This is a genomic window from Kribbella koreensis (assembly GCF_039525325.1).
Taxonomy (GTDB): domain Bacteria; phylum Actinomycetota; class Actinomycetes; order Propionibacteriales; family Kribbellaceae; genus Kribbella; species Kribbella koreensis.
Genome location: NZ_BAAAHK010000007.1, coordinates 747007 through 768681, shown reverse-complemented (window position 1 = coordinate 768681; position 21675 = coordinate 747007). Strand labels below are relative to the sequence as shown.

24 protein-coding genes and 3 tRNA genes are annotated in these 21675 nt (G+C 66.5%); 12 read left to right on the top strand and 15 right to left on the bottom strand.

Going from position 1 to position 21675, the window contains the following annotated elements; translation table 11 throughout:
• Positions 1 to 205: 205 nt before the first annotated feature.
• Entirely contained in the window at positions 206 to 793 is a 588-nt protein-coding gene (locus ABD116_RS17715) for a GNAT family N-acetyltransferase (RefSeq protein WP_343970759.1), read from the top strand.
• A 4-nt stretch (positions 794 to 797) separates the two neighbouring features.
• Here ABD116_RS17715 and ABD116_RS17710 read toward each other — a convergent pair whose 3' ends face one another.
• From ABD116_RS17710 to ABD116_RS17695, 4 genes are all read right to left on the bottom strand, one after another.
• On the bottom strand, positions 798 to 1286 hold the full coding sequence (locus ABD116_RS17710) for a hypothetical protein (protein WP_343970756.1): 489 nt from the start codon (positions 1284 to 1286) through the stop codon (positions 798 to 800).
• A gap of 88 nt (positions 1287 to 1374) precedes the next feature.
• Positions 1375 to 1608: a hypothetical protein gene (locus tag ABD116_RS17705; protein WP_343970753.1), complete on the bottom strand. Its 234-nt coding sequence runs from the start codon at positions 1606 to 1608 to the stop codon at positions 1375 to 1377.
• Between the two features lie 75 nt (positions 1609 to 1683).
• The gene (locus ABD116_RS17700; RefSeq protein ID WP_343970750.1) at positions 1684 to 1857 is read right to left on the bottom strand and encodes a mycothiol transferase; all 174 of its coding nucleotides are present in this window, start codon (positions 1855 to 1857) and stop codon (positions 1684 to 1686) included.
• A 49-nt stretch (positions 1858 to 1906) separates the two neighbouring features.
• The gene (locus tag ABD116_RS17695) at positions 1907 to 3580 is read right to left on the bottom strand and encodes an esterase-like activity of phytase family protein (protein WP_343970747.1); all 1674 of its coding nucleotides are present in this window, start codon (positions 3578 to 3580) and stop codon (positions 1907 to 1909) included.
• A gap of 104 nt (positions 3581 to 3684) precedes the next feature.
• On the opposite strand from ABD116_RS17695, the gene ABD116_RS17690 reads away from it, so the two are divergent.
• Together ABD116_RS17690 and ABD116_RS17685 are read left to right on the top strand one after the other, a co-directional pair.
• The gene (locus tag ABD116_RS17690) at positions 3685 to 4719 is read left to right on the top strand and encodes an amidohydrolase family protein (RefSeq protein ID WP_343970744.1); all 1035 of its coding nucleotides are present in this window, start codon (positions 3685 to 3687) and stop codon (positions 4717 to 4719) included.
• Positions 4720 to 4833: 114 nt separating this feature from the next.
• Positions 4834 to 6435, top strand: a complete 1602-nt coding sequence (locus ABD116_RS17685; RefSeq protein WP_343970741.1) for an alpha/beta fold hydrolase — start codon at positions 4834 to 4836, stop codon at positions 6433 to 6435.
• Between the two features lie 894 nt (positions 6436 to 7329).
• On the opposite strand, the gene ABD116_RS17680 is transcribed toward ABD116_RS17685, so the two are convergent.
• A complete protein-coding gene (locus tag ABD116_RS17680; protein ID WP_343970738.1) occupies positions 7330 to 8097 on the bottom strand; it encodes a phosphotransferase in 768 nt (255 codons plus the stop codon).
• Positions 8098 to 8434: 337 nt separating this feature from the next.
• Between ABD116_RS17680 and ABD116_RS17675 the strand changes: the two genes are divergently transcribed.
• From ABD116_RS17675 to ABD116_RS17655, 5 genes are all read left to right on the top strand, one after another.
• On the top strand, positions 8435 to 9880 hold the full coding sequence (locus tag ABD116_RS17675; protein WP_343970735.1) for a hypothetical protein: 1446 nt from the start codon (positions 8435 to 8437) through the stop codon (positions 9878 to 9880).
• A 6-nt stretch (positions 9881 to 9886) separates the two neighbouring features.
• Complete coding sequence (locus ABD116_RS17670) at positions 9887 to 10237, top strand: hypothetical protein (RefSeq protein WP_343970732.1); 351 nt, start codon at positions 9887 to 9889, stop codon at positions 10235 to 10237.
• A gap of 20 nt (positions 10238 to 10257) precedes the next feature.
• Positions 10258 to 11043 (top strand): hypothetical protein, encoded by a 786-nt coding sequence (locus tag ABD116_RS17665; protein ID WP_343970729.1) that lies wholly within the window; start codon positions 10258 to 10260, stop codon positions 11041 to 11043.
• Between the two features lie 71 nt (positions 11044 to 11114).
• Positions 11115 to 11969, top strand: coding sequence for a phosphotransferase (locus tag ABD116_RS17660; RefSeq protein ID WP_343970726.1), 855 nt, complete (start codon positions 11115 to 11117; stop codon positions 11967 to 11969).
• A 192-nt stretch (positions 11970 to 12161) separates the two neighbouring features.
• Positions 12162 to 12335, top strand: coding sequence for a hypothetical protein (locus tag ABD116_RS17655; protein WP_343970723.1), 174 nt, complete (start codon positions 12162 to 12164; stop codon positions 12333 to 12335).
• A 38-nt stretch (positions 12336 to 12373) separates the two neighbouring features.
• Here ABD116_RS17655 and ABD116_RS17650 read toward each other — a convergent pair whose 3' ends face one another.
• The 4 genes from ABD116_RS17650 to ABD116_RS17635 form a co-directional block, all read right to left on the bottom strand.
• The gene (locus tag ABD116_RS17650) at positions 12374 to 12610 is read right to left on the bottom strand and encodes a hypothetical protein (protein WP_343970720.1); all 237 of its coding nucleotides are present in this window, start codon (positions 12608 to 12610) and stop codon (positions 12374 to 12376) included.
• An 813-nt stretch (positions 12611 to 13423) separates the two neighbouring features.
• Positions 13424 to 13496, bottom strand: a tRNA-Phe gene (locus tag ABD116_RS17645).
• Positions 13497 to 13543: 47 nt separating this feature from the next.
• Positions 13544 to 13620: transfer RNA gene (locus ABD116_RS17640), tRNA-Asp, on the bottom strand.
• Positions 13621 to 13679: 59 nt separating this feature from the next.
• Positions 13680 to 13752, bottom strand: a tRNA-Glu gene (locus ABD116_RS17635).
• A 396-nt stretch (positions 13753 to 14148) separates the two neighbouring features.
• Here ABD116_RS17635 and ABD116_RS17630 point away from each other — a divergent pair.
• Entirely contained in the window at positions 14149 to 14499 is a 351-nt protein-coding gene (locus ABD116_RS17630; RefSeq protein ID WP_343970717.1) for a metallopeptidase family protein, read from the top strand.
• A gap of 106 nt (positions 14500 to 14605) precedes the next feature.
• Here ABD116_RS17630 and ABD116_RS17625 read toward each other — a convergent pair whose 3' ends face one another.
• On the bottom strand, positions 14606 to 15334 hold the full coding sequence (locus ABD116_RS17625) for a polyprenol monophosphomannose synthase (protein ID WP_343970714.1): 729 nt from the start codon (positions 15332 to 15334) through the stop codon (positions 14606 to 14608).
• A 75-nt stretch (positions 15335 to 15409) separates the two neighbouring features.
• Here ABD116_RS17625 and ABD116_RS17620 point away from each other — a divergent pair, with 75 nt between their 5' ends.
• Positions 15410 to 15532 (top strand): hypothetical protein, encoded by a 123-nt coding sequence (locus tag ABD116_RS17620; RefSeq protein WP_343970711.1) that lies wholly within the window; start codon positions 15410 to 15412, stop codon positions 15530 to 15532.
• Here the strand turns inward: ABD116_RS17620 and ABD116_RS17615 are convergent.
• From ABD116_RS17615 to ABD116_RS17595, 5 genes are all read right to left on the bottom strand, one after another.
• Entirely contained in the window at positions 15526 to 16110 is a 585-nt protein-coding gene (locus ABD116_RS17615) for a D-sedoheptulose-7-phosphate isomerase (protein ID WP_343970708.1), read from the bottom strand. The genes ABD116_RS17620 and ABD116_RS17615 overlap by 7 nt on opposite strands.
• A 22-nt stretch (positions 16111 to 16132) precedes the next feature.
• Positions 16133 to 17170, bottom strand: a complete 1038-nt coding sequence (locus ABD116_RS17610; protein ID WP_343970705.1) for a LacI family DNA-binding transcriptional regulator — start codon at positions 17168 to 17170, stop codon at positions 16133 to 16135.
• 134 nt (positions 17171 to 17304) lie between these two features.
• Positions 17305 to 18093, bottom strand: coding sequence for an ATP-binding protein (locus ABD116_RS17605; RefSeq protein WP_343970702.1), 789 nt, complete (start codon positions 18091 to 18093; stop codon positions 17305 to 17307).
• Positions 18094 to 18265: 172 nt separating this feature from the next.
• Positions 18266 to 18655, bottom strand: coding sequence for an STAS domain-containing protein (locus ABD116_RS17600; protein WP_343970698.1), 390 nt, complete (start codon positions 18653 to 18655; stop codon positions 18266 to 18268).
• Positions 18656 to 18794: 139 nt separating this feature from the next.
• Positions 18795 to 20162, bottom strand: coding sequence for an LVIVD repeat-containing protein (locus ABD116_RS17595; RefSeq protein WP_343970695.1), 1368 nt, complete (start codon positions 20160 to 20162; stop codon positions 18795 to 18797).
• A 93-nt stretch (positions 20163 to 20255) separates the two neighbouring features.
• On the opposite strand from ABD116_RS17595, the gene ABD116_RS17590 reads away from it, so the two are divergent.
• Both ABD116_RS17590 and ABD116_RS17585 read left to right on the top strand, forming a co-directional pair.
• Complete coding sequence (locus ABD116_RS17590; protein ID WP_343970692.1) at positions 20256 to 20897, top strand: DUF305 domain-containing protein; 642 nt, start codon at positions 20256 to 20258, stop codon at positions 20895 to 20897.
• Positions 20897 to 21634 carry a DNA alkylation repair protein gene (locus ABD116_RS17585; protein ID WP_343970690.1) on the top strand — a complete coding sequence of 246 codons (738 nt, stop codon included), beginning with the start codon at positions 20897 to 20899 and terminating at the stop codon, positions 21632 to 21634. The genes ABD116_RS17590 and ABD116_RS17585 overlap by 1 nt, the downstream gene beginning before the upstream one ends.
• The last annotated feature ends 41 nt before the right edge of the window (positions 21635 to 21675 follow it).

Sequence of the window (21675 nt, the reverse complement as noted above, 5' to 3'; positions counted from 1 at the left end):
CCAGGACGAGCGGCCCGAGACCAGAGATCCCTTTGCCTTCTCAGCGGACCAGGCTGGGGCCGGTCGACGAAGGTGAGGCGCGGACCGCGCCGGACCCATATCCTCGCCGACGGCCGGGGTCCCGGTCAATCATCGCGGCGCGGCGGCGCGGCTCACCGGCGGATATCCGGACGGAAATCGTCCGTGGACCGTCCTACGCTGAATCATGGCGAAGATCGCGGTGGCGTTGGAGGACCTCACGACACGGGCGCTCACGCCCGAGACCTGGGACGCGTTCGCGGATCTCGCGGAGCGGCACAACGGGGTGTGGGGCGGGTGCTGGTGCACGTTCTTCCACACGACGACCGACGAGAAGACCTACGACGCGGAGGACAACCGCGCCCTCAAACGCCGCCTGGTCGAGGAGGGCCGGGCGCATGCGGCACTGGTCTTCGACGGCGATGAGGCGGTCGGCTGGTGCGAGTACGGCCCACCGGCCGAGCTGCCGAACATCAACCACCGCAAGGAATACGACGCCAAACTGGTCACGCCACCCGACTACCGCCTGACCTGCTTCTTCGTTGACCGCCGATACCGCAAACAAGGCGTCGCCGGCGTCGCCCTCCGCGGCGCTTTAGACCTGATAGCCCAAGCCGGCGGCGGAGTAGTAGAGGCCTACCCCCAAGACACCGGCGGCAAGCAAATCACCGCATCCTTCCTCTACAGCGTCACCCGCACCCTCTTCGAAGCCGAAGGCTTCACCTACATCCGCCCCAAGGGCAAAAACCACTGCGTCATGACCAAGACGGTCTAAGCACTCAGTTCAGCTGTGAGGAGCCCGGGCCGGGCTGCGGCTGGCCGGGGTAGGGCTGGCCGGGGTACGGCTGGGTGGGCTCACCGGCGTGCGTGGCGGCGGTGGGTTGGGCCTGGCCGTAGGGCGACGGCTGGGGCGGGGTGTTGGGGTAGGGCTGTTGCTGCGGGATGGTCTGGTATTGCTGGGCGTGGGCGCCCTGGTAGGGCTGTGGGGGAGTCGGCTTGGCGACTACCGAGCGGATGAAGTTGACGACCAGGAGCGCCGGCAGGATGAAGGCCTGGAAGAACATCATGTAGCTGCCGCCGTCGAAGATGAAGCCGAGGTAGATGCCGTAGCCGAGGAAGGCGAGACCGGCCAGCACACTCAGCGCCCGCGACCCGGGCGACTGGTCGGCCGACTTCACCGCCGCCATCCCCACCATCACCACACCGCTGATGCACAGCAGTACGACGTACCACGAGAACACCGGGTCGAGCCCGAAATCTAGATTCACGACAATCCCCACCCCTAGTGAAAACCCCACCGCAACGCCCGAACGCTACGCGCCCCCACCTCTCGCCACCATCGAATTGCAGCTTTTGTCATTCCGTGGCGGATGCCGCCTTGGCGATCCGCTCGATCTCCGACCGCCTGGCGTCCCAGAACGCCGGGGAAGGCTGCGACTTCGCCCGGGCCGGGATCGTCCCGACCGACCCATCGAGCTGCTCGCGCAAGATGTCGGCATCCCCAGCCTGCCGGCCGGTCTCCGCAAGCTCCCACGTACGCCGGTACCGCCCCACGATCTCGTGACGCGTCTCGTCCGCCGCCGCCCACATGTCAGTTCCACGGGCAGCCAAGTCGTCCCATCGCGGCAACGCTTCCGGGAACGGCCGGCCGAAGACCTCTCCGAACTACCGCGACTCGCAGAGCGCCAAATGCTTGACCAGCCCCAGCAGATTGGTCCCCGTCGTCGTCAGCGGCCGGCGTACGTCGTACTCAGACAACCCGTCCAGCTTCCACACCACCGCCGCCCGCAGATCGCGCAGTTCGCCGTGCAGGAACTCCTTCGCGTCATCATCGATCATGCGCAAAAGGCTGCCATGCCGGGCCGGCGCGAACAGGCCCGGCAACAGATCAGCGCACGTGGATCGTGACCGTCACGGTCTTCAGGACGGCCGGCAGCTTGGTCGTGTCGACCTTCAGGATCTCCGCGTTGTCAGCCTTGCCCGTCGGCGGCAGAGTCTTCTGACGCACCGTCCACTTGCCATCCGGGTCAACCGCGATGGTGTCGATGCCGAAGTCGTCGTCGTTGGACAGGTACAGCGTGCGCCCGCCATCCGTGGTCGCAACGCCCTCGACCTTGTCGTGGCCGAAGAACTTGCCGGTCGGATCGAGCTGGCTCACCAGCGTCCCGACGTTGACCACCGGCTGCTTCAGTGCAACCTGTACGCCGGCCCCGGTCAGCGCCGCGAGCGCCGCATTCGTCCCGGCCTGCCCGACGAACGCCTCCGGCGACTTCCCACCAATCGTCAGCCCGCTGACATCCGTTGCCCCGTTGATATCCACAGCATTGAGGCTCTTCAGCGCAAAGGGCTCGAAGTTCCCATCCCGCTCATCCACCAGGAACTTCGTGTTCGTCAGCGCAGTGATCTCGCTGCTCGCCGCACCCGTCGCCTTCGGATCGTCGAGCAGGTACAAGTACTGCTTGGTCTCGTACGTCCGCAGGTCGATCGTCACGATGCGACTCGGCGAGACGTTGCCCGGCTTGACCGTGCCGAGGTCCGGCTGCTGCAGCGCGGACTGCATCACGCCCACCAGCGTCGACCCATCAGGCGTGACCGTCAGCCCCTCCATCCCCTTGTTCTTGGCGCGAAACGCGAGCTCGGCCGGCAAGTACCCGATGATCTTGTGCGACGCGTTGTCGACGCTGTTCCGGTACGGCGTGAGCCGGCCCAACTCGTAGCCCTTGGCATCGAAATGCGTGACGTACGGCCCGTACTCGTCCGACACCCAGAACGTCCCGTCTGGCAGCGCGATGAGCCCTTCGGAGTCATACCCATAAGGATCGCGAGCGACCGGCACGGGCGCACCGCCGTTGGCGTTGGTCGCGTTGACGTCGTCGATCACCTCGCTGGTGTCGTGCGGCGGCCGCCCGCTGTACGGCACCCCGCCGAGGCTCTTCGGCCCCTTCAACGTGACCACGCTCTGCAGCCGTGCCTTGCCGTCCACCAGCTTGAACTTGCCGATCTGCGGAACGAAGTCGAGCAGCATCTCCGACTTGTTGCCATCCGGCGCATCCGCGTTCGGCCCACGGTCGGTCAGCCCGTAGAAGGAACCCGTCTTACCCGGTACTGCGGTAAGCGCCGACCCATAACCAGCCCCCGAGATCTCCGTAGTCGTCCCACCCGGCCCGGCGACCTCCGCCCGCGGCGCCAACGGCTCCCCGTTCGACGCGGCATTCCTGAACAGCTGCACCGCGTCGGAAGCCGTGTAGGAGAAGGTGTCCACGCCCGTGAACCCGTCCTTGGGCACATACGCGAACGTCCCGTCCGCGTCCACCGTCACCGTCCCGTTGGCCGGATCGGTATGCCGCACGACCGCTGTCGCACCGCGGTCGTTCCGCAGCACATTGCCGTTCACCCGGCCATGCCCGGAGAACCCGTCGGCGACGACCCGGAAGTCGTGCGACGGATTGGCCGGCCACCCAGCGGCCTGGGTCGCGACAGTGCCGGTGCCCACCACGGCGGCAGCGGCGCCGATAGCGACGGCGATCCGGGTGCGCCGGCGGAAGAAGAGTCGTGAAGTCATACCCCTGAACCTGTCCTTCAGCGGTGAATTTCGCGCCGACCTTCGGTGAACTCTCAGAGCGAGAATCGCGGGCCTTGAACCTGTGATCACGGAGGATGCCGGGTATGACGCGCTGGGTGTTCGACGGGGTCGGTCTGCCGGCCGGGGAGCAGGTCCATGTCGAGGCCGGGACCGGTGATCCGGAGCCGCTGCCGGGCCGGTTCATCCTGCCCGGGCTGGTGGATTCGCACTGTCATCTGACCGTCGGGATCACCGAACGCGGTCCGGTCCCGCTCGACGAAGCGGCCGCCCGGGCGATGCTCGAGGATCTCGGGCAGGCGGGTGTGCGGGCAGTACGGGATGTTGGCGGCGATCGCTCGGTCACGCTCAAGCTCGCCGCCGGGCCTGAGGACGGACGGCCACTCGTCCTCGCCGCCGGGCGGTTCGTCGCACCGGAAGGCGGCTACTTCCCAGGCCTGTACGAACCGGTGCCCGCCGAGCATCTGCTGGCCACGGTCGAGGCCGAGCTCGACGCCGGAGCCACTTGGATCAAGCTGGTCGGCGACTTCCCGCCTGTCGGGCCGGACGGGCCGCTCCGGGGCAGCCCGATGACTCCCAACTACGAGGTCGACGCTGTCGGGCAGCTGATCGCGGCCGTGCATGCGCGGGGTGCCCGGGTGGCGGCTCACACCCAAAGCGAGTTCGTCGGGGAGCTGATCCGGCTGGGCGTCGACTCGGTCGAGCACGGCACGGTGATCACCGCGGAGGATCTCGAAGTACTCGGTGCTCGCGGTGGGGCCTGGACGCCGACGATCACCGCCTACGGCCCGCCCAACCCGGATGACGAGCCAGAACGAGTCGAGAAGCGCCGGGCGCTCGACGAGCGGCTGACCGCGTTGCTGCCGGTTGCCCGGCGGTACGGCGTACAGGTGCTCGCTGGCTCCGACATGGTCGGGACCGTCGCCGGCGAGGTCGACCAGCTCGCCAAACACGGCCTGACCGTGACCCAAGCGCTGGAGGCTGCCACGACGTCGGCCATCGACTTCCTCGGCCTGACCGGGGGCGACGACCTCGTCACGTACGACGCCGATCCGCGAGATGACGCGGAAATTCTGGCTTCGCCGACTGCCGTCGTACTCCGCGGCCACCGCATTCGCTGAAACCCTGCCCAAAGGGGCCGCCGTCAATGATTACCCTTGGTTGGCTGGGCGGATAGGCGAGCCCCCTTGTTTCTTTGCCTGCTGCGGGTTCAGGATGCCTCTCGGGAGGAATTCATGAGAATCCGACGTTTGGTTGTTGCTGCCACAGTGTCGTCCGCATTGGTCGCCGGGGTGGTATCGATCCCCGCCGCGACCGCCGTGCCGGCGTCGCCACCTGCCCCGGCCGGCTATACGCCGCCACCCGTGCAATGGGGCGCCTGCACGATTCCGCGCCTGGTGAATGCCGGTGCGCAATGCGGTTTCGTCACCGTACCGCTCGACTACAGCCGTCCGAACGGCACGAAGATCCAGCTCGCGGTGTCCCGGGTGAAGCACAAGACGCCCGACGCGCAGGCGCAGGGCCCGATGCTGGTGAACCCGGGTGGCCCGGGCGGTTCCGGCCTGATCTACGCGATCTTCGGCGACTTCGTCCCGGCCGGCGCCGGTGACTCCTACGACTGGATCGGCTTCGACCCCCGCGGCGTCGGCGCGAGCAAGCCCGCGCTGAGCTGCATCCCGGATGTTGCCGGGTACAACCGTCCGTACTACGTGCCGATCACCCCGAAGATCGAGCAGACCTGGATCAAGCGCTCCAAGGCCTACGCGAAGGCCTGCGACGCCAACCAGCACGCGCTGCTCGGCCACCTGAAGACCACCGACTCGGCGCAGGACATGGAGAGCATCCGCAAGGCGCTCGGCGCGCCGCAGATCAACTACTACGGATTCTCGTACGGCACGTACCTCGGCCAGGTGTACGGCACCCTCTACCCGTCGCATCTGCGCCGGGTCATCTTCGACGGCGTCGTCGACGCGCGGCGGGTCTGGTACCAGGCCAACCTCGACCAGGACGTCGCCTTCAACAAGAGCATCAAGGTGTTCTTCGCGTACGTCGCAGCGCACGACTCGACCTGGCACCTCGGCAAGACCGAAGCCGTCGTCGAGCGCCGCTACTACTCCGAACTCCACAAGCTCATCGGCCATCCCGCCGACGGCAAGATCGGCCCCGACGAGTGGAACGACATCTTCACCCAGGCCGGGTACTACGTGTACGGCTGGGTCGACGTCGCCGACGCCTTCGCTGCCTGGGTCCACGACCGTAACGCCGCACCGCTGGTCGAGCTCTACGGCGGCCCGCCCTTCGACGACAACGGTTACGCCGTCTACCTGGGCGTCCAGTGCACCGACACCCAGTGGCCCACCAACGCGAACAAGGTCCGCATCGACAACTGGCGCACCTACGCCCAGGCCCCGTTCCTGACCTGGGGCAACGCCTGGTTCAACGCCCCCTGCGCCTACTGGGCCGCCAAGGCCGGCCGCCCCGTCAAGATCGACGGCCGCAAGGTCAAGAGCCTCCTCCTGATCAACGAAACCCTGGACGCAGCCACCCCGTACTCCGGAGCCATCCAAACCCGCAAGATCTTCCCGCACTCCGCCCTGATCGAAGGCGTAGGCGGCACCACCCACGCAGGCTCCCTCTCCGGCGTAGCTTGCACCGACGACCGAATCGTCGCCTACCTCCAAACCGGAGCCCTGCCAACCCGCAAACCCGGCAACCGCTCCGACCTCCAATGCGACCCGGTCCCGGCCCCCGAGCCGGCCGCGGCCGCCGCAAAGGCCACCGCCAAATCCACCAAGGCAACGACCCCCCTCCGCACCTCCCTACCGATGTACCACTAACGACCGGACAGCGGCGAAGGGCCCACGCGCCCTTCGCCGCTCGCTCCTCCGTCACTCCCCGCTCCGGGACGCTCCCAGTGGTACTGATCGCGAGACCAGCTGAATCGCGTGGTCAACGGCGAGAACTGGAGTGCATTCCAGCCCTGCCGCTCATTGCGTTGCCCGGGGCACCCCAACCGGTGGCGTCTGCCGTGCCGAGCGAAGTACAGCTACGACAGCGCCGATCATCCACAGCGCAAAGGCCACAGACGCCATCCCCCCGCTCCAGAAGCCGGCCATGCACAGCACGACGACGGCGTACGACACCCACACCGCCCACCTCGGCAAGGCATGCGTCCGCTGAGCGATCCGTGTCGTGACAGCGACCACCACACCGCAGCCGACCAGCCCTGTGAGCGCAAGCACTTGGCCGGCCATGCCAAGCGATCGGACAGTGTTCGGATCAGCCGTGAACTCGTCCGACCAAGCCGCGAACGCGTTCCCCACGTCAAGCGAAACCCCGGTAATCATCAGCCCACCGAACATCGCCGCAGCCGGCACGATCGCGTGCGCCAGCGGATCGCCCCAGAAAGCCGATCCAGCACCCGCCGCAAACCAGTAGCGAACCAGAGCAGCAGCGCAACCCCCGCAGCGAGCACAGGCACCCCGATGCCGGCCGCAGCCTGCCGCCCGTCGTCATTAAGCCTCTCGAGAATGTCCGAGTCCGACATACTCGCGTCGTCGACTCCCACCAGGTAGCAAAGCGCCACCGCAACCACGAGCAGCACAACCGAAGCCGCCCCCGCCCACCCCGCACGCCGAAGCGCCCCTGACTCGTCCACACCGCCTCCCCACGGTCACTCCGAGTCTGCGCGCCCACTGACCCCACCAGCAAGAGCCGAGCGTCGCGCGGTGTCAGGGCGTCAACAGCCTGGCGTTCTCGCGTACCCACCGCACCTCGGCAGCACCCCGCACCTGACTGCCCTCAGCAACCCAGGTCCTCTGCGGCTCAACGCCCGCCTCGGCCAGCGACAACTCCAGCGCCATGGTCATCTCCATCCTGCTGGCGATCGCCTCACCGACATCAAACGCCGGCAACTCGCCATAAGCCTCCAAGAAGGCCCGTACCCGAGCAGCCCGATCAGGCACCGCCGGAAAGTGATGCCACTTCAACGCATGCTCATCACTACGCGCCGGCGCAAACCACTGAAGCGCATAAGCAACGTCATCAACCCGAGGCCCACGATGCAAGAAGTCCCAATCGAACAACCCCACAGCCTCGTCCCCAACCCACGCCATGTTCCAAGGCCCAACATCCCCGTGACACCACACCATCTCGGCCTCACTCACCACCTCAGGCGCACAGAACACCGCACCCTGCGGCGGCTCCCACCCCACAGACGCATCATGAACCCTCCGCAACAACCGCCCCGCAGACCTCACCCCCGCCTCGGAATGCTGATGCTCCCAACAGCCCCCGCCCGCATCCCCCTCAATAACCACCAGCCGCTCAACATCCCCCACAATCCCAATCGGCTCCGGCACACACATCACCCCCTGCCGCCGCAAGTACCGCAAAAACCCATGCACAGCAGGCGTCCAAGCGTTGGCAGGCCTGGTGACAACACCACCCTCGATCGAAATCACCCGCAACGCATCGCTGTCATCCTCGGTCGCCGCCATGACCGGACCATAACCACGACCAATCGCCAACCGCACCAGGATTTAGCATCCGCGCCCCCGAGCGTAACTGGCGAAGACCACGACGAAATGATGAGCGAGACGGGTCGTTGCCATCAGCCCCTGTTTCGACGAGTGACGGGTTCATCGGAGCGCTTGAGTGTAAGTCCGCGACGACCGCTCCTGCTCCGGGTGTCAATATCATCCGTCCTGCCCGACCCCTGGACCTGGCGAGTTGATCGCCGTACCGTCGCTCCGGTTGGGGGGATTCACCATGAGGGACTGTCATTCCTGTGGTTCGGCAAATCGAGTCCGAGCCACCTACTGCGGCACGTGCGGAGTGTCGCTTCCACTCGCCGAACACGATCCGGCAACGTTGCCACCATCCGATGCCACCCGCTATCTCTGCGCCGCGGTTCAGCTCGACAGCAAGCTGGCCGGCCGTGTCGTCCGCGACATCATGGACGAGGAGTACAAGGCGCCGCCGTCATCGCCCGATGTCGACCTGGTTCCCGTGGTCCTGCACGCCATCGCGGCCCGGAAACGCCAGTTCATCCGCGATGTTCTGCTGACCCTGCTCGTGTTCGGAATGATCTGGAGCCTGTACACCGGGCGGCCACTCTTCTTCGTGATAGCGCTCGCGCTCTGCTGGGTGGTCGTCGTCGGCGAGACGCTGGTAGCGACGTACGGCGTGGTCGCACACGAGCTGCATCCGGAACGGTTCCGGCCGGACGCGTTGCCGCAACCGAGCGAGCCCGAGGCCGTCCGGCGACTGGGTCAGATCAAAGACGCCAGGCGCGGCAACGTCCGGGTCTACAGTGCGTACAGGCCCTTCGTCGGAAATGGATCTGTCGTTGACGCCTGGTCGTTCGTGCTCGACACCGACAAGGCGGCAGCGGGGGAAGAGGTCGAATCCTTCACCGCGCTGGAGGTCCACGACTTCGTCCGCGAGCAGTTGCGCGACCTGCGGACCGGGGATGTCACGATCACGGATCGCGTCTTCGTCGATGGTCGCGACATCCGGGAGGACCTCCGGTTCCTGCCCAATCAACTGGCTGCTCCAGCGGCGACGATCGATCGGGCACTGCTGCGCAGCCTGGCGATCGAGCCCGAGGACCGCGCCCGCCCTTACCTGTGCATCCAGGTCAGTGGCTGGCAGGGGCAACTGGTCCTCTCGACCTTCCTGCGCTTCGTCGTGACACCACGCGAGCTGTTCGTCGAGGCCAGCCATTGCCTGCTCACGCCGGTGCGGGAGGAATTCCAGGAGGTCGACCGTCTGCTGCCACAACCCACTGCGGGGCAGGCAGTGCGGATCGGTGGGCGAGCACTGCGCCGTACGCCAGGGCACGTCTTCCGTGCTCCGATCGCGACGGTCGCCCATCTCATGGGCCCCGCGATGGCCGAGCTGCAGAAGATCAGGCAACAGCGCGAGATCCTCACCGCGCTCCGGTTCGACTACGGTGCGCCGGCCAGTCCGCGCGAGATAGTTGCCGATCGGTTCTACCAGCGGTACTTCCAGAAGCTCGACCATGCCTGGTACACGAAGGTGATCGACAAGCGGCTGTTCCAGTCCCTCACCGAGTTCCTCGAGGCCAAGGGGATCGACACGGCCGAGCTGACCCAGCGCCAGACGATGGTCCTGAACAACGGCGTGTACGTCGCCGGCGGCGGCTCCGTCACGGCGGGCAGCATCGCCGCCGGACCGGGGGCCCGAGCGACGTCCGTCATCTCCAAAGTCGCCAACGCGGCCAGGCAGAGCGTCAACGAAGCGGTCGGAAGGAACTGAGTACTGATGCAGAAGAACTACGGAATCGAGATTCACGGGGGCGCGGACGTATCGGCCGGCGCCATGGCGGCCGGTAACAAGGCGACGGCGACGAACATCTCGGCGGTAGCGACCGACTCGCTCGCCAACGCCCGGACCGAGATGGCACGGCTTCTCGAGTTGCTCCGCGCCCATCCGGAGCCGCCGGACCAGGCCATCGAGATGGCCGAGGACGCCGAATACGAGCTGGCGAAGGAAGTACCGAACAAGAGATCGGTACTCCGCTTGCTGGACCTGATCGCGTCCGGAGCCAAGTCGATCGCCTCGATCGGCGGCGCGGTGACTGCGGTCCAGCAGGCGGTCAGCGCGATCCTGTAACTGTCCGGGGGGACGAACTGATGTCTGAACACTGCACCACCTGCGGCAGCAGCCGCACGGAGAAGGCCCACTTCTGCTCACGCTGCGAGGCCGGCTTCGAAGAATCGCGACCGACCCGAAGAACCGAGGCCCCACCCGGCCACGACGCAAGCTGGTTCGTCGGGGTGACGATGATCCTCGCCGTCATCGTGGTCCTCGGAATCGTCGTGGCGAACGCCATGACAGGCAACGCCCTCGCCAGCCGTCGTCCGACTGGCGACCAGGACTTGAGTGGCGGCTACGTTGTCACGCAGGCACCGATATACACCCAGGAGCCCGTGTACCCCACCGAAACCTGGTCACCCCCGGACGAGACAACCGAACCACCTCCTGACCCCACTCCGACCCCCGAACCCGCCCTGGGCAACGAATTGGTCTCCGTCTCAGGCGAAGCAGCTCAAGATCCCAACGCCTCCGCTGTCGTCGAGCTGCTGACCACCTACTTCACGGCGATCAACAACCACGACTACGTCACCTACCAGGCCCAGCAGACCCGCGCGGCCCAGAAACTCCTGACCAGCTCAGAGTTCGCCACCGGCTTCCGCTCCACCGTCAACTCCGCGGTCACCCTGCAGAGCCTCAACCCAACAACCGACGGCCGATTGCTGGCCGAGCTCACCTTCACCAGCAACCAAAACGCCATCGACGGCCCCCAAGGCCAAACCTGCACCCAGTGGACCGTCGGCAAGTACCTCAGCGGCCAACCCCCAACCCTCCTGATAGACAAGGCCCCCAAGGGCTACAAAGCCACCCACCAGCCCTGCTGAAGGCGCGAAGTAGTCGGCAAGAAGAAAATTAGGGGGACCGAACAAGATCGCGAAGGTAGCCTCGCCAAATCATGGAGCTGCCCGACGTTACCCGTGCCATCACCGCCGCAACCTCGCTCGCCACATCGCTGGACCTGCCGGCCAACGACGCCATCGTCCTCCACAACTCGAACAAACTGGCCCTGCGGCTGACGCCATGCGACGTCCTAGCCCGAGTCGCCTTCGTGGGCCAAGAGGTCGCCGAACTCGAAGTCGCCCTCGCCCAACAGCTAGCCAAGACCGGATCCCCGGTAGGAGCCCTGGACCCCCGCGTAGCCCCACTCGTCTACACGCGCGACGGCTTCGCAATAACCCTATGGACCTACTACGAGCCCACAACCCCTCACGTCGCCCCAGCCGACTACGCCCAGGCCCTCCAACAACTACACGCCGGCATGCGCAAGCTCGACGTAGCAACCCCACACTTCACAGACCGAATCACCGAAGCACAAGAAGTCATCGCCACCCCCGATCGTTCGCCAGACCTTGCCGAGGCAGACCGCCAGTTCCTCAGGCACAGGCTGGCCAGCCTGCGACAAGCTATCGAGAACCGCGGTGGCCCCGACCAACTCCTCCACGGCGAACCACATCCAGGCAACATCCTCAGCACGAAGAACGGCCCACTGCTCATCGACCTCGAAACCTGCTGCCGCGGCCCAATCGAGTTCGACCTAGCCCACGCCCCCGAAGAGGTCTGCGCCTACTACCCGAACGTCGACCAGGACTTACTGACCAACTGCCGACAACTAGTCCTCGCGATGGTCGCATCCTGGCGCTGGGAACACGGCGACCAGTTCCCAAACGGCAGACAATCCGGCGAAGACCTCCTCCGCCAGCTACGAGAGGTTCAGCCCTCAACCTTCGACACAGCAACTGATCTGAGGTGAGTTCGGCGGTCCGCCCCCTGAATGCCGACCTCGGAGGCGACATCCTCGTCGCAAGATCTCCTCAGCTGCGGAGCTAACCTGGACTAACATCGCTCTAAGTCCAGGTTAGGTAGATAACCTGGACTTAAGTGCCTGACCTGCTCAGCGCCCTTGCGTTGGACTTCAGTGCCGAACTCGCGGCGGACATCGTCGATGCCGAACGTGCCCTGGCAGCCGGTCGGCAATCAGCAGCGCTCCCGCCTCTACGAGGCTCCGAAGGTGTTCGCAGTCCTCACCAACTACGAGCGCGCATCCGCCACCGAGTCAGGCGATACCCGGCAGGAGCAGCCGAACCGCCCGGTCCCTTACCGTCAGAACCATTCTTGAGGTTCGGTGCAGACCTGCGCCAGCGAGACGGTCCCGTGTTACCCCAAGAATTCGATGTAGCGCTCTGACGTGGTGCATTCGGACGACCCGAAGTTGATCGGCGCGTTGTCGAAATCGCAGTCCATCGTGCGGAGGCGAGCATTGTTCTCCGGCCACTGGAAGTCGCATCGCGCCCATGTCCCGAACCCGTGCGCGTTCCTGCAGACATAGATGTTGTCGACAGTGAAGCCGATCTGCCCGAGTGCTGACCTGCCGTCGCTGTCAGTGTCCCGCACGAAGACCACGTCCCCGTCCCGCTTGATGCACACTGCAGCGTTCGGGTGACTGCCGCCGTTGTTGTCCCACAGACAAAGGTCAGTGCGTGCGCGAACCTGGTCAGACGTGAGGTCGACCTCTTCGCCAGTCCCACAGGTAAGCCAGTCGTATAAGCAAGAATCGAAGTAGCTGCCCCCATCAGCGTGAGCACGGGGAAGAGACGCTGGCCCAGGAACGACGATCAACCCGAACCCGAGTACAACACTCGCCGCGATGGCAGCAACGTGACGTATGCCCTTGCGCAACATTCTCGAACCTCCTCGTCGAGGCGTGACCGAGCGACAGTGAAACACACAGGTCCGGGCGGTGTGAACGGCCCGACCCCGGTCGGAATCCTGCATCCGAGACCCTCCGCGCAGCGAGTTCCCCCACATCCCGCCGAGCCGACCGACAGTAGTCGCACAGACAATCCATGAGGCGAGCAAAGAGCGGGCCGCCTGTGGCTGTGGGTGTCGCGGCCGTCAGCCGACAACGCCTAGCAAGGACCGGCCACGATTCGATGACGTGAGCAGAGCCCAATTGCTACAGGGACCGGTGGCCACCGCACGACAGCGCAAAGTCGGGCGACAGCCCGTCACCGCAGCGACAGCCCCCAAAGGCCGGGGGAGCCGGTACTTCCGGCGGCAGCCAGCAAGGTGCCGGCGGAGCCGGAGGGTGGGCGGGAGCGGGCGTAGCGGACGGCTGGAGGAGCGGAGCGACGGAAGCTGGCCGCGGAGGTCGCGTGGGAAGAAGAAAACCCTCTCCGGTGGGCGGAGAGGGTTGATGTCGAAGGGTGGTCAGGGGCGGTCTCGAACCGCCGACCTTCCGCTTTTCAGGCGGACGCTCTACCAGCTGAGCTACCTGACCGGGAGAGATAAATGGCGGCGGTGTGTGGACACCCGCCGCCACTCTCCTGGCGACCCAGACGGGACTCGAACCCGCGACCTCCGCCGTGACAGGGCGGCACGCTAACCAACTGCGCTACTGGGCCTAGCAACTCGATGATGCTACACCATCATTCGAGCCTTTATTACAACGGCCTTTTGACCGTATCCCCAACGGGATTCGAACCCGCGTTACCGCCTTGAAAGGGCAGCGTCCTAGGCCACTAGACGATGGGGACTCGGACCGCGGGAGCCGAAGCTCCGGGGACATCGGTAAGCATAGAGGAGGACGGGCCGAGGTCCAAAACGAGTTCTGGTGATGGAGGACACGGTCGGGATGGCGAGGGCGGGGAGGGCATTCGACGGGGGCCTCAGGAGGCGCTGGACGGGCCGTAGGGAGCCTGGGGAGGAGTTGCTCGACGATGGGGGCAGTTGGGCGGCGCGATGGCCGCTGCAGGCGCGGAGGCGGCCGCGGGGAGGCAGTGGGGGGAGGCGGCGGGAGAGGCAGCGAGAGAGGCAGCGAGAGGGGAGCCGGCAGAGTGAACAGGGAGCCGGTGCTTCGGGATGGCAGCGCTGGTGGGGGTCGGCAAGGCGACGATCTGAAGCGGTGTGGAACGCGTCACTAGGCTGGCGGGGTGATCGAGATGAGCCGGGCGGATTTCGAGGTGCTGGTGTCCGAGGCGCTGGATCAGGTGCCGGGAGAGTTGGCGGCGTTGATCGACAACGTGGCGGTGTTCGTCGAGGACGACGCGCCGGACAGCGATCCGCATCTGCTCGGGATCTACGAGGGCATCCCGCTGACCGAGCGCGGGCACTACTACGGCGGTGTACTGCCCGACCGGATCACGATCTACCGCAACCCGACGCTGCGGATCTGCGAGACGGTCGAGGACGTCGTCGAGGAGGTGCACATCACCGTGGTGCACGAGATCGCGCACCACTTCGGCATCGACGATGCCCGCCTGCACGAGCTCGGCTACGGCTGATCAGTCGGCACGCAGCACGCAGGCACAGCACTCCAGTACGCCAGTACGCCCGCGCACACCAACAAGCCGCCCGACCCAAGGCCGAGCGGCTGCGACGACGAAGTACTCAGGAGCGCTTGAAGAGCAGCTTCCACGGCATCAGCGCCGACTCCAGCTGCACCTTGATGCTCATCTTCGAGGCGCCGACCGTGCGCTCCTCGAACCGGATCGGCGTCTCCGCGATCCGCCGCCCCTGCCGCACCGCGCGGTAGTTCATCTCGACCTGGAACGAGTACCCGTTGCTCTGGATCGTCGACACGTCGATCGCGCGCAGGGTGTCCGCCTTCCAGGCCTTGAAGCCGGCCGTGGCGTCCTTCACGTGCAGGCGCAGGATCGTGTTCACGTAGACGTTCGCGAACGCCGACAGCAGCCGCCGGTGCCAGGCCCACTCGGCCGCGGCCTCGCCACCCTCGACGTACCGCGAACCGATCACCACGGCGGCGTCGGTGGTCTGCAGGATCTCGACCATGGTCGGGATCACCGAGGCGGGGTGGGACAGGTCGGCGTCCATCTGGATCACGATGTCGGCGTTCTCGTCCAGCGCCCGGCTGATACCGGCGATGTAGGCGCGGCCGAGGCCGTCCTTCTCGGTCCGGTGTAGGACGGAGACCTCCGTCGGCGCGGCCTTGGCCAGCTCGTCGGCGACGTCGCCGGTGCCGTCGGGGGAGTTGTCGTCGACGACCAGCATCTGCAGCCCGGGCAGCTTCAGGTCGGACAGCAGCGCCGCCAGGACGGGCAGGTTCTCCCGCTCGTTGTAGGTCGGCACCACCACGATGATCTTGGCGCTCTCAGCCATTCTCATTCCTTCGTCAAAGCCTTCACCGGACACAGGACGCTATCGCATCAACTGTTCGAACCGCGCAATGGTGACGTGATCGAAGATTGCAGTACGGCGTACAAGACGGGCCGGCGCCTTCGCGACGGCCTGTGCGAGCAGGCCGCCGCGAAGGCGCTGGCGGGTAGTGGGCGGATGGGTGGGGCGGTCGATCAGTAGGCGGCGGCCCACTGGTCGACGAGTTCGCTGACCATGTGCAGGGCCAGCAGGTGCATCTCCTGGATCCTGGCCGTCTCCTCGGCCGGTACTACGAGCGCGAGGTCGGCCGCCGCAGCCAGCCCGATCCCGCGTCGCGAGGTGAAGGCCACCGAGCAGGCTCCGGCGTTTCGGGCCGCCTCCAGCCCCTTGACCACGGTCGGAGAGGTACCGGAGGTGCTGAAGCCGACGACCATGTCTCCCGGCCGGACGAGCGCCTGGACCTGGCGGGAGAACACGTCGTCGTAGCCGTAGTCGTTCGCGATGCAACTGGTCACGGCCGCGTCCCCGACCAGGGCTACGGCGGGCAGCGGCCGCCGTTCCCTGAGGTAGCGGCCGATGAGTTCACCGACCAGGTGCTGTGCGTCGGCAGCGGATCCGCCGTTGCCGTAGGTGTAGAGCACTCCGCCGGTGTCCAGTCGGCGGATGAGCTCGTCGGCGATCGCTTGGATCGCGTCCAGCTGGCTGTGCATCGCCTCGGCGACCTCGGTGTGACGCTCGAGCTGCCTGGCGATGACCCGGTCTACATAGAGTTGTGTCATGTGCCGGTGGTACGCCAGAAATTCAGTTTCTGGGAGCGGGTCCGGTGGATCCACGGACAACAAGACGTGGCGCAACTCGCACGATTCGCCGCCGGGCGGGCAGTTCGTCCCTGATTCTGGCCAGTAATAGTTGCGCAGAGCTACGACCCAGATCCACAGTGTGCTGATCCACCGTCGTAATCGCGGGTTGGACCAACGACATCCACGGCACGTCGTCATATGCGGCGAGGCTGATTTTGTTCGGTATCCGGAGTCTCCGGCGCTTCAATTCGGCCAATGCGCCCTGGGCGAGCACGTTGTTGGCCGACAGGATCGCGGTCACGTGCTGCTCGTCGAGCAGCTCGCGGGTGGTCTGCTTGGCCGCCTCGGCGTCGAAGCTGGTGAAGACGATCAGGTCCTCGTCCAGCTCCAGCCCGGCGTCCTCGTACGCCGCCCGGAACCCGGCCAGCCGGCCCGCCCCGGTCGACCACTTGGTCTCGTCGATCAGCAGGCCGATCCGCTCGTGGCCGAGCCCGAGCAGGTGCTCGGTCAGCTCCCGCGCGCCGGCCTTGTTGTCGCTCAGCACCGCGTCGCCGCCGCGCCCGAGCTGCCGGTCGGCCGAGACCACGTGGATCCCGTTGTCCTGCAGCATCTTCGGGCAGGCCGCCGCGACCGGCGTCACGATCACCCCGGCGACCTGCATCGCCAGCAGCGTCTCCGCGGCGTGCATCTCCTCTTCGGGGTCGCCGTTGTCGTTCACCAGGATCATCTGGTGCCCCTCGAACCGGAGCACCTCCTCGATCCCGGCGGCCAGATCGGCGTAGAACGGGTTGCGCAGATCGGAGATCAGCACCCCGATCGCGGTCGACGTGCGGCTGCGCAGGTTGCGGGCCATGTGGTTCGGCACGTAGCCGAGCCGCTGGGCGGCCGCCTGGACACGTTCGCGGACCTCTGGTGAGGCGTAGCCCCGGGTATGCAGGGCGCGCGACACAGTCGACGGCGAGACGCCTGCCTCCCGGGCGACGTCCTGCACGGTCGGCCGGCTCTGCTGCTTCCTGGAATCCCCGGTCACACGCGTCATGTTAGGGCCACTGCCGTCAATTAGTGCCTCTTTGGCTCCATCGTGAGCAAAGCGCCGCACAGGTGAGCGCCTGTACTGCGTATTCCGCGTCCCCGCACGGGGATGTCGATTGCCCGCTCAGCGTCCCGATCCGGCTACAGACCGTTGCGCCAGCTGTTGTTGATCGCCACCCGCGCGTTCGGCGAGCGCAACCGGATCGTCGCCCAGACGAGCTTGCCGCCGCTCGACGTCGGATTGGCACCCCAGGAGGTCGCCAGCGTCGCGACGATGCCCAGTCCCATTCCGCCCTCGCGGACGCCCAGCGGGCGGCGTACCGGCAGGTCTGGGCTGCCGTCGGAGACTGCGACGGTCAGCACCTGCCGGCGGAGCTCCAGCCGCAGGTCGGCGTCCGTGTGGGCGTGCCGGACCACGTTGGCGACCAGTTCCGAGGTGATCGCGACCGCGTCCTCGGCGACCTCTTCGCAGTGCCACAGCTCGCAGACGGAGGCGACGAACCGGCGAGCGGTCGAGGCGCTGTGCGGCACGGGAGCCAGTCTGAGCTTGCTGAGCTGCCGGGCCGGCGGGTTGCGGATGGACGCCAGCGCCGTGGCGAGATCGGGGAAGACGGGGATGAAGCGGGAGATCAGCTCCGAGTGCCGTTGCAGTTCGTGGCTGCGGTTGCGGCCGGTGACGAGTACGAACGGGGTGCCGGACCAGTCCGCGACCTGCCGGGCGAGGTTGGTGAAGACGCTGAGCGAGTAGGCGCGGGCGAGGACGAGGTCCTGCAGCATCACGATCACCGCCGCGGGCTGGTCGGCCAGCCGGCGGGCCAGGAAGGTCCGCAACTGCGGAGCGGTGGTCAGTTCGAGTGTTCCCGATGGGCTGACCACGACCGCCTCCCCGACGGTCCGGACGCCGATCGCCAATGAAGTCCGTCGACCCATAAGCATCCCCCTCCCCAGGCAGCCGCGACGTTCCCCCGCCGGTCGTGCGGCAACGTTGCCATCTCCCGATCATGGCCCGGCAGTAACTCAGCGTTCCCGCCCTCGGCGCCGGTCAATCATTTCCGGTCCGCCCGGTATCGCACAGTTACTTCCGGTACTCCGGAAGCCGCGCTCAGGTCGGGCGGTGCTGGAGGGCGTCGTCGACCGAGGCGAAGATGCTGAAGTCGCGGCCGAGGCCGGTGATGGTCAGTGGGCGGTCGACCGGACGGCCGACCCCCACCAATGCGAGATCGATGCCATGTTGCCCCGCAAGTTGCCGCGCCTCGACCAGATTTCCCAACCCGGCCGAGCTGCAGAACGTCACCGCGGACACCTCGATCAGCACCAGCTTGGCCGGCGGCGCGATCGCCGCGCGGATCGCTTCGGCGGCGAAGTCGGTGGTGGCGATGTCGATCTCACCGGACAGCCGGACCACCAGGATGCCGGGCCGAAGTTCCTCGGTGACGGCGCCGAACGTCGTCCGGATCATCTCGCCGTCACCGTGATCGGGCTGACTCGTCACGCTGTTTCTCCCCCGGGTGCTTCCGCGACGCCGGTCGGTCCTGGCGCGGTGGACAACAGCCCTGGGATCACCGTATGCCCGAACACTCACGCGTCACAACGGTTGTTCTGCCCGTGACCCCGGAGCAATGCGGAATCGTTTACTTGGATGCGGGCTGGGTCTGCACGTTCAGCTCGTCCAGCTTCACCCGCTTTGCCGGATCGGTGCGCGAGTCATCGATCCGGAAGACATCGAAGGCCTTGACCGATTCAGTCCCGTAGATGGCGCCGTTGTAGTAGTACACGGACCAGTACCCGCCGAAGTCGGCCGGTTCGATCGGCGGCCGGTCGAAGTACCCGATCTCGGTCGGATGGGCCGAGTCGGTGAAGTCCCAGACCGAGAAGCCACCCTGGTACCAGGCCTGCACCATGATGTCGCGGCCGCGGGCAGGGATCAGCGAACCGTTGTGGGAGACGCAGTTCTCCCCGGCGGCCTGATGCCGTGGAATCTTGAAGTAGCTGCGGAAGACGAACTTCTTGTGGTCGAGGTCGAAGACCGCCGTGGCGCCCTTGTTCGGGCCGACCTCGGCGCTGCACTCCGCTCCGCTGCCGCCGCCGAGCTCGTCCATGAAGACGACCTTGGTGCCGTTGTGGTTGAAGGTGGCGCCGTGCCAGAAGGAGAAGTTCGCCGCGTCCTGGACCCGGTCGAGCACCTTCGGCCGCTCGGGCTTGGAGATGTCCAGCAGGATGCCGTCACCCATGCATGCCGCCGCTGCGATGTCGCGCGCGGGGAAGGCGGTGATGTCGTGGCAACCGCTGGTCGCGCGACCGGTCGGGCTGCCGGGGAATCCGCCGTCGGGGAACAGCACGGGCGAGGCGACCACGGCCGCGTCCTCAGGGTGCTCGACCGGCACCTTGATGATGTCGATCAGGTCGTTCGGTGGCTGGCAGTCCGGGTATGCCGCATTGGGGCTGTAGGACGAGTTGTAGATGTAGAGCTCGCGCTTCGACTTGGCCGGGATCAGCGTGTGCGTGTGCGAGCCGCAGTGGGTCTCGACGGCAGCGACGTACCGGGGGTTGGCCGGGTCCTTGACGTCGAAGATCTTGATCCCTTCCCAGGACTCCTTGATCGTCGCCGACTGCGCGACGCTCTGGCAGGAGTTGTCGCTGCGGGAGGAGTCGGTACTGAGGAAGAGCAGCCCGTTCGAGATGCTGATGTCGTTCTGGCTGCCCGGGCAGGACACCTGGCTCACCAGTCGCGGGTCGGCCGGGTCGCCGATGTCGTAGATGGCGAAGCCGGAGTAGTTGCCGACATAGGCCAGCCGGCCGGCGAACGCGATGTCGGTGTTGATCCCGTTGGCCAGCGGTCCGCTCATCGGCGCGCTGGCCAGGTGGGTGATGTTGTCGCTCTTGGTCGCGCCGGTCTCCGGTGGCGCGGGCGCATCGGCACTCGCGATGCCGGCCGATCCGGCGACGAGGGTGAGCGCAAAGGTGAGACTGGCGAGCGTGCGGGGGCGGCCTGCGCGCATGCTGTGGTCCCTTCTGGGATAGTCGGGCGGTTCTCCAGCCTAAGCGTGATAGACACTGTCCGGAAGCGATTTGCCACAGGGAGTGAGGCCCACGTGACGTTTTCTGCGCGAACGTGCTGGATTGCCGTGCTGCTGGCCGCCGCAACGCTGACCGGGTGCAGCTCCGATCCGAAGCCGCAGGCCGCGCCGACCGGTCCGCCGGTGATCGTGCCCGGTACGCCGGGTGGCCCGAACAAGACCGTCACCGCCCTGCCCAGCACCGCCCAGACCGTCGACCCGGACGACGTCGCCTTCCTGAGCGACATGATGATCCACCACACCCAAGCGCTGCAGATGGCCGAATGGGCCCGTACGACGGCATCGAACGCGCGGGTCAAAGCGCTGGCCGACCGGATCCGGGTCGGCCAGAAGCCGGAGATCGAGTCGATGCGCCAGCTCCTCGTCAAGGCCGGCCAGACCCCGCCGGACCTCGAGCACGTGCAGCACATGGACCACAGCAAGATGCCGGGGATGGCCACCCGGGCCGAGTTGACCACCCTGCAACAGGCGCGCGGCAAGGCCTTCGACGAACTGTTCCTGACTCTGATGATCAAGCATCATGAGGGGGCGGTGACGATGAGCGCCGAGCAGCTCGAGAACGGCTCGGACATCCGTATCGGCGAGCTGGCCCAGGAGGTCAGCGTCACCCAGACGAAGGAGATCAGCACGATGAAGGCGCTGCAGAAGGAGCTCTAGTGCCCCAAGAGGTCGACGACCTGCTCCGCGAGATCGACGCGGCGGCCGATCCGGCGATCGCCGAGGCGCTCGCCCGCTACTTCCAGGTCAAGCCGGGTGGCTACGGCGAGGGCGACCAGATGATCGGCGTCAAGCTCTCCACCCTGCGCCTCATTCTCAAGCCGTACCTCCGCACGACGCTCCCGTTGCCGGCGATCGAGGAGGCGCTGGCCAGCCCGATCCACGAACACCGGCTGGCGATCCTCTGCCTGCTGGCCGACCGCGCGACCCGAGCCGTCAAGCCCCGTACTGCGAATCCCGCGGATCTGACCGCGATCTACGACCTGTACCTGCGCAACACGAAGTACATCGACAACTGGGACCTGGTCGACTGCAGCGCCCCCGAGATCGTCGGCGGTCAGCTGCTCGACCATCCGCGTGACCCGCTTTACCAATTGATTGCCTCCAGCAATCTCTGGGAACGCCGGATCGCCCTGGTCGCCACCCACAAGCTGATCCGGGCCGGCGAAACCGAAGACACCTTCGCCCTGGCCGCCCTGGTTCTCGACGACCGCGAAGACCTCATCCACAAAGCCTCCGGCTGGATGCTCCGCGAGGCGGGCAAGCACACCGCTCCCACCGAACTCCTGGCCTTCCTCGACCAGCACGCGACCCAGATGCCCCGCACCATGCTCCGCTACGCGATCGAACGCCTCCCTGCCGAGACCCGAAAGCACTACCTGCATCTCGGTGAGTGACGACCTCTTCACAGTCTGCGAGCAGCCAGGTACTCTCCGGT

Coding starts and splice junctions, on each gene's coding strand:
- ABD116_RS17680 (WP_343970738.1), bottom strand. CDS start 8,097: ATGGCGGCGACCGAGGATGACAGCGATGCGTTGCGGGTGATTTCGATC.
- ABD116_RS17690 (WP_343970744.1), top strand. CDS start 3,685: ATGACGCGCTGGGTGTTCGACGGGGTCGGTCTGCCGGCCGGGGAGCAG.
- ABD116_RS17705 (WP_343970753.1), bottom strand. CDS start 1,608: ATGTGGGCGGCGGCGGACGAGACGCGTCACGAGATCGTGGGGCGGTAC.
- ABD116_RS17625 (WP_343970714.1), bottom strand. CDS start 15,334: ATGGCTGAGAGCGCCAAGATCATCGTGGTGGTGCCGACCTACAACGAG.
- ABD116_RS17655 (WP_343970723.1), top strand. CDS start 12,162: ATGCCGAACGTGCCCTGGCAGCCGGTCGGCAATCAGCAGCGCTCCCGC.
- ABD116_RS17695 (WP_343970747.1), bottom strand. CDS start 3,580: ATGACTTCACGACTCTTCTTCCGCCGGCGCACCCGGATCGCCGTCGCT.
- ABD116_RS17610 (WP_343970705.1), bottom strand. CDS start 17,170: ATGACGCGTGTGACCGGGGATTCCAGGAAGCAGCAGAGCCGGCCGACC.
- ABD116_RS17605 (WP_343970702.1), bottom strand. CDS start 18,093: ATGGGTCGACGGACTTCATTGGCGATCGGCGTCCGGACCGTCGGGGAG.
- ABD116_RS17670 (WP_343970732.1), top strand. CDS start 9,887: ATGCAGAAGAACTACGGAATCGAGATTCACGGGGGCGCGGACGTATCG.
- ABD116_RS17665 (WP_343970729.1), top strand. CDS start 10,258: ATGTCTGAACACTGCACCACCTGCGGCAGCAGCCGCACGGAGAAGGCC.
- ABD116_RS17715 (WP_343970759.1), top strand. CDS start 206: ATGGCGAAGATCGCGGTGGCGTTGGAGGACCTCACGACACGGGCGCTC.
- ABD116_RS17700 (WP_343970750.1), bottom strand. CDS start 1,857: ATGATCGATGATGACGCGAAGGAGTTCCTGCACGGCGAACTGCGCGAT.
- ABD116_RS17615 (WP_343970708.1), bottom strand. CDS start 16,110: ATGACACAACTCTATGTAGACCGGGTCATCGCCAGGCAGCTCGAGCGT.
- ABD116_RS17595 (WP_343970695.1), bottom strand. CDS start 20,162: ATGCGCGCAGGCCGCCCCCGCACGCTCGCCAGTCTCACCTTTGCGCTC.
- ABD116_RS17660 (WP_343970726.1), top strand. CDS start 11,115: ATGGAGCTGCCCGACGTTACCCGTGCCATCACCGCCGCAACCTCGCTC.
- ABD116_RS17685 (WP_343970741.1), top strand. CDS start 4,834: ATGAGAATCCGACGTTTGGTTGTTGCTGCCACAGTGTCGTCCGCATTG.